The organism is Streptomyces sp. CA2R106, from assembly GCF_037034245.1.
Classification (GTDB): domain Bacteria; phylum Actinomycetota; class Actinomycetes; order Streptomycetales; family Streptomycetaceae; genus Actinacidiphila.
This window is the reverse complement of the sequence record NZ_JBAGKC010000017.1, coordinates 67,453-83,017: the sequence shown is the minus strand read 5'-3', so window position 1 is coordinate 83,017 and position 15,565 is coordinate 67,453. Positions and strand designations below refer to the sequence as shown.

Sequence of the window (15,565 nt, the reverse complement as noted above, 5' to 3'; positions counted from 1 at the left end):
ACCCCTTCATGACCCTCGACAGCACGATCGTGCGATCCGCGAGCACCTTCGGCCCTATGCAGACCGACTGGGAGACCCGCATCGACATGGAGCGGCTGCGCACCGAGCGGCTGGCCAGGACCCGCGCGGCCATGGCGGCCGCCGACGTCGACTTCCTGATCGAACTGCGCGCCGAGAACGCCCGGTACAGCACCGGCATCAAGCGGCTGTACTGGCCGACCATCCAGCTGGGCGGCGGGCCGCTGGCCGTCCTGGCCGCCGAGGGCGACTCGGCGATCTGGATCATCGACCCGGACTACGCCGCCAAGAACATCCCCTGGGTGCCGGACGACCGGTTCCACACGCCGTACCAGATGGACCTGACGCAGGACGTCAACTCCTTCGTCGACGACCTGTACCACTACTTCGGCTCGAAGATCGAGAAGGCCCGCATCGCGGTGGACATCTGGTCCCCGTCGATGTTCGACGTGCTCACCAAGCGGCTGCCGGGCGCCACCTTCGTCAACGGGCAGGAGCTGATGATCGGCGCCCGCCAGATCAAGACCGCGGACGAGATCAAGGCCCTGAAGATCGCCTACGCCATCTCCGAGGCCGGCATGCAGGCCGCGGTCGACATCCTCAAGCCGGGCGTGCGCGAGTGCGAACTGGTCGGCGAGTGCTTCCGCGCCATGTGGGACCTGGGCACCGAGACCACGCAGTGCTCGGAGGTCGTCAACTCCGGCCCGGGCGCGCACCCCTACCGCCGTTTCCACAGCGACCGGATCGTGCAGCACGGCGACCTGGTCAACATGGACTTCGGCGGCTGCTTCTCCGGCTACTTCGGCGACTTCTGCCGCGCGTTCGTCTGCGGCGACCGGCCCACCCCGGCCCAGGTGGACCTGCTCAAGCGGGCCCACGAGTTGCAGTACGAGCAGCTCAACGCGCTCGGCCCCGGCGTCAGCCCGGCCGACATCTGCGCCAAGCTCGGCCGCAGGACCCTCGGCCACGGGATCGGCATCTCCGCCTTCGAGGGCCCCCACCTGCGCGCCCAGGACGACTACGAGCTCAAGCCCGGCATGACCTTCTCCGTCACCAGCCCGCCCATCGGCGAGGAGGGTGTCGGCGGCGTCCACCTGGAGGACGAGATCGTCATCACCGAGACCGGCATCGACCTGTACTCGACCTACCCGTACACGCTGGGCTGACCTTGTCCGGCAACCGTACGCCGGCCGCCGGCTGGCTCGTCGTGGGCGTGGGCCGCCATGTGGACCGCTTCGGTCTGCCGGCGCTCGCCCGCGCCCGGGGGTCCGCGGCGGTCGCCCTGTGCGGCACCGACCCTGTCCGCACCGCCGACCTGGCGGAGCGGTACGGGGTCGGCCGGCGGGGCTCGGCGGTCGAGGACCTGCTCGGGGACCCCGGTGTCACCCACGTGTACGTCTGCTCGCGCAACGAGCAGCACGAGCGGCACGTCACGCTGGCGGCCGCGGCCGGCAAGCACGTCCTGTGCGAGAAGCCGCTCGCGCAGGACCCGGCCGCCGCCCACCGCGCGCTCGCGGCCTGCGCCGGGTACGGCGTCGTCCTCGGCACCGGGTTCCACCTGCGGCACAACGCCGCCCACCGCGAGGCGCGGCGGCTGCTGGCCGAGGGCGCGATCGGCCGGCCGCTGTGGGTGGACGTCACCTACCTCCACCGGCTCGGGCACGGCGACTCCCCGGTGCGGCTGGCCGGTTCACGCCAGGTCACCACCGCCAGCAAGGGGGCGATGTCGGGGACGGGGGGCGCACGCCGTCGACCTCGCCCAGTGGCTGGCCGGCGACCGAATCGTCCGGCTGTCGGCGACGATCGCCGAACTCGACCCGACACCGGCCGGACCCCAGCGGGTGGTCCAGGTCAGCGCGACCACCCGCGGCGGGGTGCTGGTCACCTTCGCCGCGGGACGCGCCACCCACCCGGCCAACGGGCTGACCGTGGTCGGCGAGGCCGGGCGGCTGACGGTGTCGGACTCGATCGGGAACACCGGCGGCGGCACCCTGTCGCTCCGGTCGGCGCGGGGCAGCTCGGACACCGTCTTCCCCCCGCACGACGTCTACGCGGCCCAGTTCGAGGCGTTCACCGCCGCCACGGCCGGCGCCGCCGACGCGGGTCCGTTCGGCGCGTCCGGCGACGACGGCCTGTCGGCGCTGCGCGTCGCCGAGACCGTCGACCGGGCCCTGTCCGAACCATCAGCTCCGCAGGCCGTCGATCCGCAGGCCGTCGATCCGCCGGCCCGCCTGACACGAGGAACGTCGTGACCGTTGTGAACACCGTCATCACCAAGAAACTGGGCTACCTCGCCACCACCGAGCGGATGCTCGCCGGGCTCGGTCCCGTCGTCTACTGCCCGGACCAGCAGCCGGAGACGGTGCGCCGGCACCTCGCCGACGCGCGGATCGTCGTGGCCACCAAGGGCGTCACGATCGACGACTCCGTCCTGGACGGAGCACCGCACGTGCGGCTGATCGCCGCGCCCACCGCGGGCTTCGACTGGATCGACGTCGAGGCGGCGACCCGCCGCGGAATCCCGGTCGTCGCCAACACCGGCGCCGCGGCCGACGCGGTCGCCGAGTTCGCGCTCGGCGCCGTCCTGGCGCTGACCCGCCGGATCGTGGCGGCTGACCGCGACCTGCACGGCGGCACCGACTGGGGCCTGGTGCGCGACCGCTACTCCCGGGCCGACCAGCAGATCGGCTCCGACCTGACCAGCAGCACGGTGGCGATCGTCGGCCTGGGCCACATCGGGCTCAAGACCGCCGAGAAGCTGGCCGTGCTGCGCCCGCAGTCCGTCATCGGGTACGACCCGTTCGTCTCGGCCGAGCGGGCCCGTCAGGCCGGTGTCGAGGTGGTCGGCGACCTGGACGAACTGGCCGCGCGGGCCGACATCGTACTGCTGCACGTACCGCTGACGCCGCAGACCACCGGGCTGGTGGACACCGCCTTCCTGGCGAAGCTGCGGCCGTCCGCCCTGCTGGTCAACCCCTCGCGCGGTGAGGTGGTCGACGAGCCCGCGCTGGTCGCCGCGCTGCGCGAGGGCCGCCTGCGGGGCGCCGCACTCGACGTGTTCGCGCAGGAGCCGCTGCCCGCGGACTCGCCGCTGCGCGAGCTGGACAACGTCGTGCTCACCCCGCACATCGGCGGTGTCACGGCCCAGTCGGACGAGACCCGGGCCCGGGAGATCGCCGAGCGCGTCCTGGCCTGCGTCGCCGGCACGGCCCCGGTGGGCCTGGTGAACCCCGAGGTCTGGGACACCCGGCTCGCCGTCACCACTGACTGACCCGGAAGGAACGAACTACTCATGATCTTCTGCTTCTACGACAAGGGCACCCTCGGCGTGGTGCGCGACGGCCGGGTGGCCCCGGTCCCCACCGACGTGGTGCCGGCCGCGGCCACCCCGCAGCAGCGCCTCGTGGCCCTCATCGAGGGCTACGAGGCGGCCAAGCCCGGGCTGGAGACGGCCGCCGCGCACGCCGCCTCCCACGGCACGCCGCTGCCGCAGGTCGCTCTGGAGGCGCCGGTGCCCGCACCCACGCAGCTGCTGTGCGCGGTGAAGAACTACACCGACGACCGGCAGGCCGTCGAGGCCGACTTCTTCCTGAAGTCGGTGCTGTCGATCGTGCCGACCGGCAGCACCGTCAGCCTGCCGCCGGCCACGGCGCGCGTCTTCCACCACGAGCCCGAGCTCGCCGCCGTCATCGGCGTGGGCGGCACCGACATCCCGGCAGCCGACGCCATGCCGCACGTCTTCGGCTACACCGGCTTCCTCGACCTGTCCGCGCGCGACCTCGGCACCACCTACTACATGAAGAAGTCGCCGCGCGGCTTCGGCCCGATGGGCCCGGTGCTGGTGACCGCCGACGAGTTCGCCGACCCGCACGACCTCACCGTCGAGCTGTCGGTCAACGGCAAGTTGCGGCAGCGCTACTCCACCGGCCAGATGGCCAACCGGATCGACCGGCTGATCGAGGTGGCCTCGTCCGTCAGCGGACTGGTGCCCGGCGACGTGATCGCCACCGGGACGTACCACATCGGCATGGGCCCGATCCAGGACGGCGACCACGTCAGCATGACGATCCAGGGCATCGGTGAGCTGACCGTCGACGTCGTCGACCCGAGCGGGCGCGAGTGGGACGTCAGCGGGCTCAAGGTCGTCACCGACTCCGCGCCGGCCGGGGCGGCGAAGTGACCGTATCCGCCGTCTTCGGCTCGAAGTCCGCGCTCGCCGCCCTGCGGGCGCACCGGTGGGCGTCGACCACCGACACCTTCGAGTTCGCCGACATCGCGCCGGTGCACCGTGCGTTCCCCGGCGTGGTCCAGGGGGCGTACGACGTGGCCGAACTCGCCCTGGTCACCTTCCTGCAGGCACTGGACAACGGCCGGCCGGTGACGCTGCTGCCGGTCACCCTGCTCGGGCGCTTCCAGCACCACTGCCTGGTCACCGCCCGGGAACCCGGCAGCATCGCGGTCGACTCGCTGGCCGGCAAACGGATCGGCGTGCGGGCCTGGACCCAGACCACCGGGGTGTGGGTGCGCGGCTTCCTGCGCGACGACCACGGCGTGGACGTCGGCGACGTCGAGTGGGTCGTCTACGAGGGCGGGCACGTGGACGGGTTCGCCGACCCGCCCTACGCCACCCGCTCCACCAGCGGCAACACCCTGCCGGTCGACTTCCTCGCCGGCGCGGTGGACGCGGCGATCCTCGGCAACGAACTGCCCGACGACCCGCGGGCCAGGACGCTGCTGCCCGACCCGGCCCGCGCCGCCGCCGCGTGGTACGGCAGGTCCGGCGCGATCCCGGTCAACCACGTGGTCGTGGCGAGCGACGACTTCGCTCGGACAGGCGCCGGGTTGCTCACCGAGATGTGCCAGGTGCTCGCCGCGAGCGTGCCGCACCCACCGGCGGTCAGCTCCTCGCCGGACTTCCATCCGCACGGGTTCGACGCGCTCCAGCCGTCGCTGGACCTGGCCGGCCGCTACGCCTACGAGCAGGGCATCATCTCCCGGCCGATCAGCGCCGCCGAAGTGCGGGCCAGGACCGAGGAACTGACCGGCGTCGACTTCGGACGGCTCGCCGCCCCCGCCCGCCGCGCCGGCTGAGCACCGCGTGGTGAACCGGCCGCCGCCCGCGGCCGGTTCACCCCCGAGCACCACGAGGAGAAGCACCCGGACCGAGGTACGTGCCCGGGACCGGCAAGGACATCGGCGTCCTGCTGCAAGGCGCCGGAACCCGGGTGGACCTGCGAACCCCCCACACGACAGTCGCCCGCCACGTCATGACATGGCCGAAGGAGCCCTTGGTATGAACGCAACAGTGGTAGCACCCAGACGTCGCTTCCGTGTCCGCGCCCTGGTCGCGGCAGGTTGCGCCACAGCGCTGGCCGCACTGGCGGCGTGCAGTTCCAACAGCAGCGGCGGCGCGGGGGGTGGCGGCGCCTCGGTGGACATCTCCACCGTCAAGGCCCCGATCCTCACCGGCCTCAGCGGGGCCGAGCGGACCCGGGTGGCCACCCTGATCGCCCAGGCCAGGAGCGAGAAGTCGTTCACCTGGGTCGACTCGGTGGTCGCCCCGGCCACCGCGTCCGCGATGATCAGCGAGTTCCAGAAGCAGTACGGCCTCACCTTCAAGCCGACGTTCGAGCGGCTGACCTCGGGCGACCTGTCGACCCGCATCCAGCAGGAGGTCACCGCCCAGAACTTCAAGACCGACTTCTTCGGTGTCGCCTCGCCCCGGCTGTTCTCCACCCTGAAGCAGGCCGGAGCGCTGCTGGAGTACCGGTCGCCGGAGTCGTCGCACTACACGTACGCGTCGAAGTACGTCAGCCAGCAACCCGGGTACTGGATCGCGCCGGTGGCCTACTCCTTCGGCGTGATCGTGAACCCGGCGCTCTACAAGACCCCGATCACGAGCTGGAAGCAGCTGTCCGACCCCGCCCTCAAGGGCAAGTGGGACGTCGCCAACGTCAGTGCGAACGAAGGGTCGTTGTACTGGTACTACGGCCTGAAGCAGGTGCTGCCGCAGTCCACGTTCGCCAGTTGGGCGGCCAACAGCCCCACCACCTCCTCGGGCAGCTCCGCGCAGGAGGCGCAGAAGGTCGCCGAGAAGCAGGTCGACGCGACCGTCACCAGCGGTTTCCGGGCCTCGCAGATCGCGGCCCAGACGAAGGTCCCGCTCAAGGTCTACTACCCGAGCGAAGGCACGGTCCTGAACGGGCAGAGCTACGCGATCCCTTCGGGCGCGCCCGACCAGGCCATCGCGAAGCTCTTCGACGACTTCCTGCTGAGCAGGGCGGGCGAGCAGATCTACGTCGACAAGGAGGGGATAGCCTCCTTCTACCAGGGGGTGACCGCCCCGGCGGCCGACCTGCAGTACCAGCCGTCCATCGCGTCGATGAAGATCCTTCCGGTCAACACGGACAAGATCAGCACGAGCCAGCTGGACGACGCCAGGAACAGCTGGAAGAGCATCTTCTCCCGGTAGCGGGCCGCCTGATTCCATGACTACCGCACGCCGGTACGACGACCTGATTGAGGAGGGGTTCACGTTGACCTCGGAAGCCGGAGAGGACCGCTCGGAGTCCGGGAGGCTGCTGCGGGCACGCCGGGAACTCGCCCTGGCGATCCGCCGGGGCGAGTACCAGCCCAACCAGCGGCTGCCGGAGACCGAGCTCGCCGCCACCCTCGGCATCTCCCGGCCCACTCTGCGCTCGGTGTTCGTGGCGCTCGAGCAGGAGAACTACATCTCGCTCGAACGCAACCGGGGTGCCCGGGTGCGGCAGTTCTCACCGGTGGAGGCGATCGAGATCCTGCACACCCGCGAGATCCTCGAGTCCGCCGCCGCGGGGCTGGCCGCCGCGAGGATCACGCCCGAGGAGTGCGAACGGCTCGAAGCCCTCCTGGAGAAAATGGTCCCCGCCGCCGTGGAGCACGACTCGCCGGCCTACTCGTCGGCGAACCGCGAGTTCCACGGCTTGGTGATCAACGCGTCCCGGCAGCCGACACTGATCCGGTTCATCCGCTCGACGCCCTACCCGCTGGTGATGAGCCAGTACCGCGACCCGAAGACGCCCCACCCGCGGACCGAGTCGCTGCGCGAGCACAAGGCGATCCTCGCGGCACTGTGGACCGGCGACTCAGCGGCCACGGAGGCGGCGATGCGGTTCCACCTCGCCGCCACGCGCCGGGCGCTCATGCTCGGTTCGACCGAGGCGGGCGGCGCGAGGGAGGGGTCGTGACCGGCCACGGCGTCGGGGGCAGGGCCGTCGTCGTGACCGGGTCGGGCCGCGGGCTCGGACTCAGCTACGCCCGGCACCTGCTGGCCGGCGGGGCGCGGGTGGTCCTCAACGACCTCGACGCGGAGTACGTGCACGCCGTCGCCGGGGAACTCGACGCAGGCGACGCCGTCGCGTGGTGCGCGGGGTCGGTCGGCGATCCGCGCACCGCCGATGCCCTGGTGGAGACGTGCCTGCGGCGCTTCGGACGCATCGACGGGCTGGTCAACAACGCCGGGGTGCGCCCGGAGGGACTGAGCTGGGAGGAGGACCCCGAGACCACCCGCCGGGCGGTCGAGGTGAACCTGCTGGGCACGCTCTACTGCGGGGCCGCAGCGCTGCGCGTGTTCCAGCGGCAAGGCAGCGGTTCGGTGGTCAACGTGTCCTCGCGGGCCCAGACCGGCGTCGAGCAGAGCGCCACCTATGCGGCGACGAAGGGCGCCGTCGCGTCACTGACCTACTCCTGGGCGCTGGACGCGCCGCCCGGGGTCCGGGTCAACGCAATCGCACCGCAGGCGCGGGGCACGGGGACCCGGCGGGCGGGCTGGGTCTCCCGGCCGGAGGAGCCGGACCCGGACGACATGGCGCCGCTGGTGACCTTCCTGCTCAGCGACGCCGCCCGCGGTGTCCAGGGCCAGGTCGTCCGCCTGATCGGCACGCCCGACGGTCTGGCCCTGGGGCTGGTCCACCACCCGCGCGGCGGGCGGCTGCTGGCCGACCCGCGCGGGTGGACCGTCGAGCGCATCGCCGCCGCATTCGACGCCGAGTTGGGCCGCGAACAGGACCCGGTCGGCGCCCTTCCCCGCCCCGTGGCCTACCTGCGGCTGGACGAGGAGTTCCTCAGGGTGCACCAGTAAGTACGCCACCGCGGCGGCGCAGACCCAGCCGCATACCGGCGGCCGGCCGTAGGAGCGGCCCCGTCAGGGCGTCAGGAGGGAGCGGGCGGCGGCGTCCTCGCCGGCCTCCAGGAGGTTCGCGGCGGCGCCCACGATCAGCGGGTCCGGCTCCCCCACCACCGCGTCGTCACGGTCGGTGTACGGGAAGCGGGCCAGCACACTGCGCATCGCCTCGACCCGGGCGCGCTTCTTGTCGTTGCTCTTCACCACCGTCCAGGGCGCGTACGCGGTGTCTGCCCCGCCGTTCGCGCGGGAGACGCGGCCTAATGGAACTGCGGGATGATCAGGTAGAGGCCGTAGAGGACCGCGCAGGCGCACAGGACGAAGCAGGCGCTCGCGGCGACCGCCTGCGCGGTGCCGCCGCTCCCGCTCGCGCGCTGCTCGTCGCGGGCGGACAGCGCCCACACGCCGATCGCGAAGACCACCACGACGCCGACGGTGGTGCCGAGGCTGACCACGGCCACCTCCGCCAGCGAACCCCATTTCACGTCCATGCCGCGGCCCTCCTGCCGTCGTAGCCGTCATGACCGTCGTAGCCGTCGATTCCCCGGCTGTCCCCGCTGCCCCGGCCGCCCTGGTCGCCGTTCACACGCCGGCCTTGGCGCTCGCCGCGGCCTGGACCGGGGGCCGGTGGCCGTCGTTGACGTTCTTCGCGTCGACCGGGTTGCGGCGGGACAGCAGCACGATCACCGCGGCCACCACGACCGCCGCCAGCGCGATCAGTACGGTGCCCAGCGTGCCGCCGTGCACCACCGCGCTCGCCGCGACCGCGCCGACGGCCGCGGCCGCCGGCAGCGTCACCAGCCAGGCCAGCGCCATCTGGCCCGCGGTGCCCCAGCGCACCTCGGCGAGCCTGCGGCCGACGCCCGCGCCGAGGATGCCGCCGGAGCAGACCTGCGTGGTGGACAGCGCGAAGCCGAGGTTGGCGGAGGTCAGGATGACCGCGGTCGACGCGGACTCCGCGGCGAAGCCCTGCGGCGACTCGATGTCCACCAGTCCCTTGCCCATGGTGCGGATGATCCGCCAGCCGCCGATGTAGGTGCCTGCCGCGATGGACAGGCCCGCGGTGAGGACCACCCACACCGGCGGGCCCGAACCGGCGCCCAGGGCGCCGCAGGAGATCAGGGCGAGCGTGATGACGCCCATGGTCTTCTGCGCGTCATTGGTGCCGTGGGCGAGCGAGACCAGTGACGCCGACGCGATCTGCCCGGTCCTGAACCCCTTGGACACGGTGTCGGACGAGGCGCGCCGGGTGATCCGGTAGGCGAGGTACGTCGCGCCCAGCGCCGCGAGCCCGGCCACGAAGGGTGAGGCGACCGCGGGGATCAGGATCTTCTCGACCACCTGGTCGAAGTTGACCCCGTGCCGCCCGGCGCCCACCCACACCGCGCCGATCAGCCCGCCGAACAGCGCGTGCGAGGAGCTGGAGGGCAGGCCCAGCAGCCATGTCACCAGGTTCCACACGATCGCCCCGACCAGCCCGGCGAAGATCATGCCCGGCGTGACGAGCTGGTCGTTGACGATGCCGCCGGAGATGGTTCGGGCCACCTCGGTCGACACGAACGCCCCGACGAGGTTGAGCACCCCGCTGATCGCGACCGCCACCTTCGGGCGCAGCGCGCCCGTCGCGATCGAGGTCGCCATGGCGTTCGCGGTGTCGTGAAAACCATTGGTGAAGTCGAACGCCAACGCGGTGACGATCACCATTGCCACAAGGAAGTTTATGTGGTCCACGTCACCAGGAGAGCATTACTTGGCGTACTCAGCGAGACATGGGCGTGAAGGTCCGGTACATGCGGGCGACGGGGTGTGACAGCGCTGTCGCGGGGCACTCGGCGGGCATCGGGTGCGTGTGCCGGCGGCCGGTGGGCCGGGCGCCGCGAGCGGGTCGCGTACGGCCCGGCCCCGGTAAGAGGGGGCCGGACCGCGCGGGTTGGGGGTCGCTCGGTGCCGGAGCCGCCGGTCAGCCGACCTGGCTGCTGTCCTTGTGCGCGCCCCAGCCGTGCCAGCGCTCGACCTCGATCCAGGCGCTGACCCGGGCGCGGTCGCGGCGGGAGTACGGCTTGCCGGTGTACTGCCGGGCGAGCCGGTCGATGTCGGCGAGTCCCTCGTCGGGGACCAGCCCGGTGATCCGGCCGACCACGCTGACGTGCGTGTACCAGCCGTCCTTGTCCAGCACGGTGAGCGTGACGCGGGGGTCGTTGCGCAGGTGGTCCACCCGCTTGCGGGCCTCGTCCATGTTGATCAGCACCCGCCCGTCCTCCCAGAGGTACCAGGTCGCGGTGGACACCGGCTGGCCGTCCGGGCGCAGCGTGGTGATCACGGCGGGGTTCGCCTTTTCGAGCATGGCGACGGCGTCGGCGGGCAGCGGCGGCTTGGACATCTGCGTCCTCCAGGACGTGCGGTTGCGGCGTTCTTGATCTTCGCCATTCTGCAACGCCCGCCCCGCGCCAACCACCCGGCCACGCCCCTGGCGGTGCTCAGCGCTCGTAGCTGCCGGTCAGGCGGGCGCGGGCGAGCACGGCGGCGGTGATCCCGGACAGCAGGGCGCGGGGGCGGGCTTGTTGCGGGGGCGGCGCGCCAGGGCCGCTGCCCAGGGGTGCGGACAGCGCGAAGAGCTGGAAGACGTAGTGGTGCGGCCCGTGGCCCTTGATGGGGCCGGGGCCGCGGTAGCCGCGCCCGACGGTGCCGCGCAACGGCTGGACTCCGGTGGCCGGTTGGCGTGCGTTCAGGCCGCCGGGCGGCAGCTGCTCCACCGCGGGGTCCACCAACGCCACGCAGTGCACGGCGGGTTTGGCGAGGGGGACGTCGATGTCCTCGATGACGAGCAGGAGTTGTGCGGTGCCGGGCGGCGGCGCGGTCCACTCCAGCGGCGGGGACACGTTGGCGCCGCCGATCCGCTTCTCGCACTGCTCCAGCGGCAGCGGCCCGCCTTCGGTGAACGCGCTGCTGGTGAGCGTCAGCGTCTCGGGGCCGTCGAGGTGGGGCAGGTGCCACGCCAGGTGGGCGTCGCCCGCCCTGCGGTCGTGCAGGAGCCGGCCGAGCAGCGTCATCGCGCGCCCCCGATCGGGGCGGGGCGCCGGCCGGCCGAAAGCCGGGGGCACGGCGCCGGTGGGCGGCGGTGGGACGTGGTCGGTGCCATGGCTGTCTCTCCTGTGCGGATCGGCCGGCTTCGGCGGCCGGCGTCAGATGGTGCGGGCGAGCCGTTCCAGCAGTGGCGCGGCCGCGGCGAGCCGTTCGAGTTCCGCGCCGGTGAAGACACCGCTGGTCAGGGCGTGCGTGAGGAGTTCGGTCCGGGCGTCGCGCTTGTCCGACAGCGCCCGGCGGCCGGTGTCGGTGACGGTCAGTACCGCGCGCCGGCCGTCCTGCGGGTCGGGGCGGCGGTCGACGAGCCCGCGGGCGCGCAGGGCGCCGATCGTCGTGCCCATCGCCTGCGCGCTGACCTGCGCCTGGCGGGCGAGCTCGGCGGAGGTGGTGGGGCCGGAGCGCTCCAGGTGGGACAGGGCGCTGCGCTCGGGCAGCGTCAGTGCACCGGGCGCGGGCAGGTGGCGGACGCGCCGCAGCAGCACGCTGACGCTCGAGAGCAGCAGCGCGGCGACCTCGTCGGGAGCCGGACCGTCGTCCATATGCTCAACCTAGCTTATCAAGTGCCTTGAGCACATACGGCGGCGGCCCCGCCTGGGCATGCGCCGCGCGCCCGGGCTTGATGCGGTGCTTCATACGGGGCCTGTACGGGCATGAGCATGGCAACGATGTCCGCCCGGCACTCCACTCCCCCACTCCCCCCACGGAGGTCCGTATGAGGTGGCGCTCCGCCCTGTCCGCCCTGTTACTGCTCGTCGGCTGCGTCCTCGCGGCCGCCACCACGGCAGGCGCCCCCGCCGGCGCCGCCACGACCGCCGCGACGGCCGGGGCCGCCAGGCCCGCCGCTGTGGCGCCCGCCGTCACCGACCACACCGTCACCCTCGTGAACGACACCGGGCAGCGCGTCTGGGTCGGCAGCAATGTCAACGCCGACGGCTCCACCGCGCTGACCGGCCTGCCGGTGCTCGACGACGGGCAGTCCGCCACCGTCACCATCCCGGAGGACTCCGCCGCCGGGCACTGGCGCGGGAAGTTCTTCGCGCGCGAGGGGTGTTCGGGCACGGACGGCAGCACGTTCCACTGCGCGCTCGGCGACTGCGGTGCGTCGGTGGGCAGTTGCACCACCGGTGAACAGCCGGTCAGCCTCGCGGAGTTCAACTTCGACCCGTCCGACAGCCTCGCCCCCTGGTACAACGTCAGCTACGTCAACGCCTTCTCCGTACCGGTCACCATCGACCCCGACGGCGTCGCCCCGCCCCCGGACGGCGGTGCCTGCGCCCAGGAGGGCTGCCCGGACGACCTGCTGCCGTACTGCCCGTCGGCCGACCTGACCACCGACGCCGGGACCGGCCTCAAGCTGTGCGTCAACCCCGACCGCGACGCGCAGACCCCGTACAGCGACGCGATCGGCGGGCACTGCCCCTGGGCGTACGCCTGGTCGAAGGCCGACACCGTCCCCGGCAACACGGTCGTGCGCGACTGCACGTCGTGCAGCGGCTTCACCGTCACCTTCCACTGACGCCGGCGCCGCCATCCGTGGCGGTGCCGAAAGACGCCAACCGAGGTGCCGCCTCGGGACCATGATGAGCCGTCAGCTGTCAGTGGCCCGAGGTGGCCTTCAGGCCCACCACGGAAGCGACCAGCAGGCAGACGAAGAAGATCCGCGCGGCCGAGACCGGCTCGCCGAGCAGCAGCATGCCGACCACGGCGGCCCCGGCCGCGCCGATCCCGACCCACACGCCGTACGCGGTGCCGATCGGCAGGGACTTCGCCGCCAGCGACAGCAGCAGCATGCTCGCCACGATGCCGGAGCCGGTGAGCAGGCTCGGCCACAGGCGGGTGAAGCCGTCGGTGTACTTCATACCGACCGACCAGACGACTTCGAGCAGGCCGGCGAGAACGATCAGGACCCATGCCATGACGGCACCTCCGCGGGTTGGTGACTACGGGGGTGCACCGTCTTTGCAGGGTCCCGGTACGGTGCGCTCGTCGGGGCGATCTGTCTCCACCGTAGCAAAGCGCCGCACGCCGGGCAGGGCGCTCAGACCGCGGGCGGAGCGGGCGCTTCCGGCGGCGGCGACGGGGCGGGCGGACCGGGCAGACGGGGCGGTGCGGCGGCACCGGGCGGGTCCGGCGGGAGCGGAATCCAGCGGTGCGACCAGGCGATGACGGCCTCCAGCACCGGTTCCAGCTCACGGCCCTTGTCGGTGAGGTGGTACTCGGCCGGGGCGTGGCCGCCCGCGCCGGCCCGGCGGTCGAGCACGCCGTGCTCCTCCAGGGTGCGCAGCCGCTGGGCGAGCATGGTGTCGCTGAGCCCGGGCACGGCGGCCCGGATGTGCGCGAAGCGGTGGTGGCCGGTGAAGACCGCGCGCAGGATCGCGCCGGTCCAGCGCCCGCCGATCAGTTCAATGGCGGCGTGGAAGCGTTCGCACACCCGGTGGATCTCGCTCGCTGCGTCGTCCCTGTGCGGCATCGGGCACCCCCGTCTGCGGAGGGCGCCGCCGAGCGCGGGCGAAGGGCCCGCGCCCGGCGGCGCCGGTGGAGTGTCAGGCGTCCTGGCCGACGGGCGCGGGCCGCAGCGGGCGCAGCGCCTCCTCGACCCGGACCAGCTCGTCCAGCATCGCCTTGGCCGAGGCGAGCATCGTCTCGTTCGGCTGCACCTTGGACTCGTCGTCGACGAACTGCCGGACGAAGGGGATGCTGACGGCGTCGGCGACCGGGGTCATCTTCAGGGTCGTCACGACCTGCTTGACCATCTGCACCGCGCGGGTGCCCGCGGAGACGCCGCCGTAGCTGACGAAGCCGACCGGCTTGTAGAGCCACTCGTTGTGCAGGTAGTCGAGGGCGTTCTTCAGCTCGGCGTTGTAGCCGTAGTTGTACTCCGGCATCACGAACACCAGGGCGTCGACGCCGGAGATGCGGGCGCTCCAGTCGCGGGTGTGCTGGTGGGTGTACTGGCCCAGCCGCGGGTGGCCCGGCTCGTTCATGAAGGGCAGCGCCACCTCGGCGAGGTCGATCAGGTCGATCTCGTCGAAGCCGCCGTGCGTGCGGGCCTCCTCCTCGAACCACTCGGCGACCGGCAGGCCCACCCGCCCCGGCCTGGTGCTCGCCACAATGATCCCGAGCTTCGCCATCGCGTGTCTCCTTCTGCGTATCCACGGGCCGGGTCCTCCGGCGGCACTAAAGATACCTTAGTGACGTACGGGGGCCGTCCCGCCCCGGCCACCAGCGGCCCGCCCACGCGGCACACACCCGGCATCCGTCGCATACTGCCCTCAGTGCGTCCCCCACGTGCCGGAGGTAGCCATGGCCACGGCGGCCCCGCCTCCGGGCGACCCGGACCGCGGGGCAGACGGGTCCCGGCGCGGGCGCTGGGCCGCGGTGCGAGGACGGGCGGTGGCCGCGCGCCACGCGGCCGAGCGGCGCTTCCCCGTGCTGACGGAGCTGACCGCGCGCCTGCTGTCGGTGAACCTGCTCGACGCGGCCACCCGGCTGGCGGCGCAGCTCTTCCTCACCGCGGTGCCGTTCATGTTCGTGGCGGCGGCCTTCAGCCCCGACACCGTCCGCACGCACATCCTGGACTCCGCGCAGGACCTCTTCGGGCTCAACAGCACCGCGCAACGCCAGCTCCAGGAGCTCTACGGCCCCCAGCACGGCGCCGACACCGGCACCGAGCGGCAGACCACCGGGGCGATCGGGGCGGTGATCGCGCTGCTGGCCGCGACCGCGAGCAGCCGGGCGATGGCGCGGGTGTGCGAGCGGGCGTGGCAGTTGCCGAAGGCGGCCGCGCGGGTGGTGGTGTGGCGGTGGTTCGCCTGGATCGTGGCGTGGGTGGCGGTGCTCTTCCTCCAGGGGCCGCTGCGGCACGGACTGGGGGCCGGGCCGTGGCTGGGGGTGCCCCTGATCTTCCTCGCCGACCTCGCGGTGTGGTGGTGGTCCCAGCACCTGCTGCTCGGCGCGCGCCTGCCGTGGCTGCCGCTGCTGCCCGGCGCGGTGCTCACGGCCGCGGCGATGACCGCGCTGTCGGTGACGGCCCGCGTCTACATGCCGGTCGCCCTCAACCGCAGCCTGGCCGCCTACGGTCCGCTCGGCTCGGTCTTCACCCTCCTGTCGTGGCTGATCGCGATCTGCGTCGCGCTGACCTTCACGATCACCGCGGGCGCCGTCCTGGCCACCGAGCCCCCGCTCTCCCGCCACCTCCCGCCCCTCCCGTCCCCGCCGGGCCCCACGCCGCCGGAACCGCCACCACCGCCACCGCCCGCCGCGCAATCCCGTTGCCCCACCCGCCCCCCGCGGTGAACGATC

18 protein-coding genes, 2 pseudogenes and 1 riboswitch are annotated in these 15,565 nt (G+C 72.7%); of the genes and pseudogenes, 11 read left to right on the top strand and 9 right to left on the bottom strand.

What is annotated here, in order from left to right; all coding sequences use genetic code 11:
* Window positions 1-8 precede the first annotated feature (8 nt).
* The 9 genes and pseudogenes from WA788_RS22970 (at window position 9) to WA788_RS22930 (ending at window position 8,137) form a co-directional block, all read left to right on the top strand.
* Window positions 9-1,184, top strand: a complete 1,176-nt coding sequence (locus WA788_RS22970; protein WP_335980291.1) for a M24 family metallopeptidase — start codon at window positions 9-11, stop codon at window positions 1,182-1,184.
* Window positions 1,185-1,225: 41 nt separating this feature from the next.
* Window positions 1,226-1,513, top strand: a pseudogene (locus tag WA788_RS36105) (Gfo/Idh/MocA family protein); the annotation flags it as partial.
* Window positions 1,398-2,270, top strand: a complete 873-nt coding sequence (locus WA788_RS36100; protein WP_443034083.1) for a Gfo/Idh/MocA family protein — start codon at window positions 1,398-1,400, stop codon at window positions 2,268-2,270. The pseudogene WA788_RS36105 and the gene WA788_RS36100, both read left to right, overlap by 116 nt.
* On the top strand, window positions 2,267-3,289 hold the full coding sequence (locus WA788_RS22955) for an NAD(P)-dependent oxidoreductase (RefSeq protein WP_335980283.1): 1,023 nt from the start codon (window positions 2,267-2,269) through the stop codon (window positions 3,287-3,289). Before WA788_RS36100 ends, WA788_RS22955 begins: the two co-directional genes overlap by 4 nt.
* Before the next feature lie 21 nt (window positions 3,290-3,310).
* Window positions 3,311-4,198 (top strand): fumarylacetoacetate hydrolase family protein, encoded by an 888-nt coding sequence (locus WA788_RS22950; RefSeq protein ID WP_335980281.1) that lies wholly within the window; start codon window positions 3,311-3,313, stop codon window positions 4,196-4,198.
* The gene (locus tag WA788_RS22945; RefSeq protein WP_335980278.1) at window positions 4,195-5,109 is read left to right on the top strand and encodes a hypothetical protein; all 915 of its coding nucleotides are present in this window, start codon (window positions 4,195-4,197) and stop codon (window positions 5,107-5,109) included. The genes WA788_RS22950 and WA788_RS22945 overlap by 4 nt, the downstream gene beginning before the upstream one ends.
* Before the next feature lie 202 nt (window positions 5,110-5,311).
* Window positions 5,312-6,490 (top strand): ABC transporter substrate-binding protein, encoded by a 1,179-nt coding sequence (locus WA788_RS22940; protein WP_335980277.1) that lies wholly within the window; start codon window positions 5,312-5,314, stop codon window positions 6,488-6,490.
* 16 nt (window positions 6,491-6,506) lie between these two features.
* Entirely contained in the window at window positions 6,507-7,244 is a 738-nt protein-coding gene (locus tag WA788_RS22935; RefSeq protein ID WP_335980275.1) for a GntR family transcriptional regulator, read from the top strand.
* The gene (locus WA788_RS22930) at window positions 7,241-8,137 is read left to right on the top strand and encodes an SDR family NAD(P)-dependent oxidoreductase (RefSeq protein ID WP_335980272.1); all 897 of its coding nucleotides are present in this window, start codon (window positions 7,241-7,243) and stop codon (window positions 8,135-8,137) included. Before WA788_RS22935 ends, WA788_RS22930 begins: the two co-directional genes overlap by 4 nt.
* A gap of 63 nt (window positions 8,138-8,200) precedes the next feature.
* Here WA788_RS22930 and WA788_RS22925 read toward each other — a convergent pair.
* The 6 genes and pseudogenes from WA788_RS22925 to WA788_RS22900 all read right to left on the bottom strand — a co-directional run.
* A pseudogene (locus tag WA788_RS22925) lies at window positions 8,201-8,410 on the bottom strand (polyphosphate kinase 2); the annotation flags it as partial.
* A gap of 29 nt (window positions 8,411-8,439) precedes the next feature.
* Complete coding sequence (locus WA788_RS22920; protein ID WP_335980270.1) at window positions 8,440-8,670, bottom strand: hypothetical protein; 231 nt, start codon at window positions 8,668-8,670, stop codon at window positions 8,440-8,442.
* A gap of 91 nt (window positions 8,671-8,761) precedes the next feature.
* The gene (locus tag WA788_RS22915) at window positions 8,762-9,910 is read right to left on the bottom strand and encodes an inorganic phosphate transporter (protein ID WP_335980268.1); all 1,149 of its coding nucleotides are present in this window, start codon (window positions 9,908-9,910) and stop codon (window positions 8,762-8,764) included.
* Between the two features lie 229 nt (window positions 9,911-10,139).
* Window positions 10,140-10,559: a PPOX class F420-dependent oxidoreductase gene (locus WA788_RS22910; protein WP_335980265.1), complete on the bottom strand. Its 420-nt coding sequence runs from the start codon at window positions 10,557-10,559 to the stop codon at window positions 10,140-10,142.
* A 97-nt stretch (window positions 10,560-10,656) separates the two neighbouring features.
* Window positions 10,657-11,229 carry a YbhB/YbcL family Raf kinase inhibitor-like protein gene (locus WA788_RS22905; protein WP_335980263.1) on the bottom strand — a complete coding sequence of 191 codons (573 nt, stop codon included), beginning with the start codon at window positions 11,227-11,229 and terminating at the stop codon, window positions 10,657-10,659.
* Window positions 11,230-11,361: 132 nt separating this feature from the next.
* A complete protein-coding gene (locus tag WA788_RS22900) occupies window positions 11,362-11,802 on the bottom strand; it encodes a MarR family winged helix-turn-helix transcriptional regulator (RefSeq protein ID WP_335980261.1) in 441 nt (146 codons plus the stop codon).
* 173 nt (window positions 11,803-11,975) lie between these two features.
* Here WA788_RS22900 and WA788_RS22895 point away from each other — a divergent pair, with 173 nt between their 5' ends.
* The gene (locus WA788_RS22895) at window positions 11,976-12,779 is read left to right on the top strand and encodes a thaumatin family protein (RefSeq protein WP_335980259.1); all 804 of its coding nucleotides are present in this window, start codon (window positions 11,976-11,978) and stop codon (window positions 12,777-12,779) included.
* Between the two features lie 79 nt (window positions 12,780-12,858).
* Here WA788_RS22895 and WA788_RS22890 read toward each other — a convergent pair whose 3' ends face one another.
* The 3 genes from WA788_RS22890 to WA788_RS22880 all read right to left on the bottom strand — a co-directional run bounded on the left by WA788_RS22890 (window position 12,859) and on the right by WA788_RS22880 (window position 14,394).
* A complete protein-coding gene (locus WA788_RS22890; RefSeq protein ID WP_335980257.1) occupies window positions 12,859-13,179 on the bottom strand; it encodes a DMT family transporter in 321 nt (106 codons plus the stop codon).
* A 31-nt stretch (window positions 13,180-13,210) separates the two neighbouring features.
* A riboswitch (guanidine-III (ykkC-III) riboswitch) is annotated at window positions 13,211-13,275 on the bottom strand.
* 26 nt (window positions 13,276-13,301) lie between these two features.
* Window positions 13,302-13,733, bottom strand: a complete 432-nt coding sequence (locus tag WA788_RS22885; RefSeq protein ID WP_335980256.1) for a winged helix-turn-helix transcriptional regulator — start codon at window positions 13,731-13,733, stop codon at window positions 13,302-13,304.
* Between the two features lie 73 nt (window positions 13,734-13,806).
* A complete protein-coding gene (locus tag WA788_RS22880; RefSeq protein ID WP_335980254.1) occupies window positions 13,807-14,394 on the bottom strand; it encodes an NADPH-dependent FMN reductase in 588 nt (195 codons plus the stop codon).
* A 262-nt stretch (window positions 14,395-14,656) separates the two neighbouring features.
* Between WA788_RS22880 and WA788_RS22875 the strand changes: the two genes are divergently transcribed.
* A complete protein-coding gene (locus tag WA788_RS22875) occupies window positions 14,657-15,559 on the top strand; it encodes a hypothetical protein (RefSeq protein ID WP_335980253.1) in 903 nt (300 codons plus the stop codon).
* Window positions 15,560-15,565: the final 6 nt, after the last annotated feature.

Bases quoted from the DNA above. Each gene is read 5' to 3' on its own strand.
- WA788_RS22900 (WP_335980261.1), bottom strand. From the start codon at position 11,802: ATGGACGACGGTCCGGCTCCCGACGAGGTCGCCGCGCTGCTGCTCTCG.
- WA788_RS22910 (WP_335980265.1), bottom strand. From the start codon at position 10,559: ATGTCCAAGCCGCCGCTGCCCGCCGACGCCGTCGCCATGCTCGAAAAG.
- WA788_RS22880 (WP_335980254.1), bottom strand. From the start codon at position 14,394: ATGGCGAAGCTCGGGATCATTGTGGCGAGCACCAGGCCGGGGCGGGTG.
- WA788_RS22905 (WP_335980263.1), bottom strand. From the start codon at position 11,229: ATGACGCTGCTCGGCCGGCTCCTGCACGACCGCAGGGCGGGCGACGCC.
- WA788_RS22970 (WP_335980291.1), top strand. From the start codon at position 9: ATGACCCTCGACAGCACGATCGTGCGATCCGCGAGCACCTTCGGCCCT.
- WA788_RS22950 (WP_335980281.1), top strand. From the start codon at position 3,311: ATGATCTTCTGCTTCTACGACAAGGGCACCCTCGGCGTGGTGCGCGAC.
- WA788_RS22940 (WP_335980277.1), top strand. From the start codon at position 5,312: ATGAACGCAACAGTGGTAGCACCCAGACGTCGCTTCCGTGTCCGCGCC.
- WA788_RS22885 (WP_335980256.1), bottom strand. From the start codon at position 13,733: ATGCCGCACAGGGACGACGCAGCGAGCGAGATCCACCGGGTGTGCGAA.
- WA788_RS22895 (WP_335980259.1), top strand. From the start codon at position 11,976: ATGAGGTGGCGCTCCGCCCTGTCCGCCCTGTTACTGCTCGTCGGCTGC.
- WA788_RS22920 (WP_335980270.1), bottom strand. From the start codon at position 8,670: ATGGACGTGAAATGGGGTTCGCTGGCGGAGGTGGCCGTGGTCAGCCTC.
- WA788_RS22890 (WP_335980257.1), bottom strand. From the start codon at position 13,179: ATGGCATGGGTCCTGATCGTTCTCGCCGGCCTGCTCGAAGTCGTCTGG.
- WA788_RS22935 (WP_335980275.1), top strand. From the start codon at position 6,507: ATGACTACCGCACGCCGGTACGACGACCTGATTGAGGAGGGGTTCACG.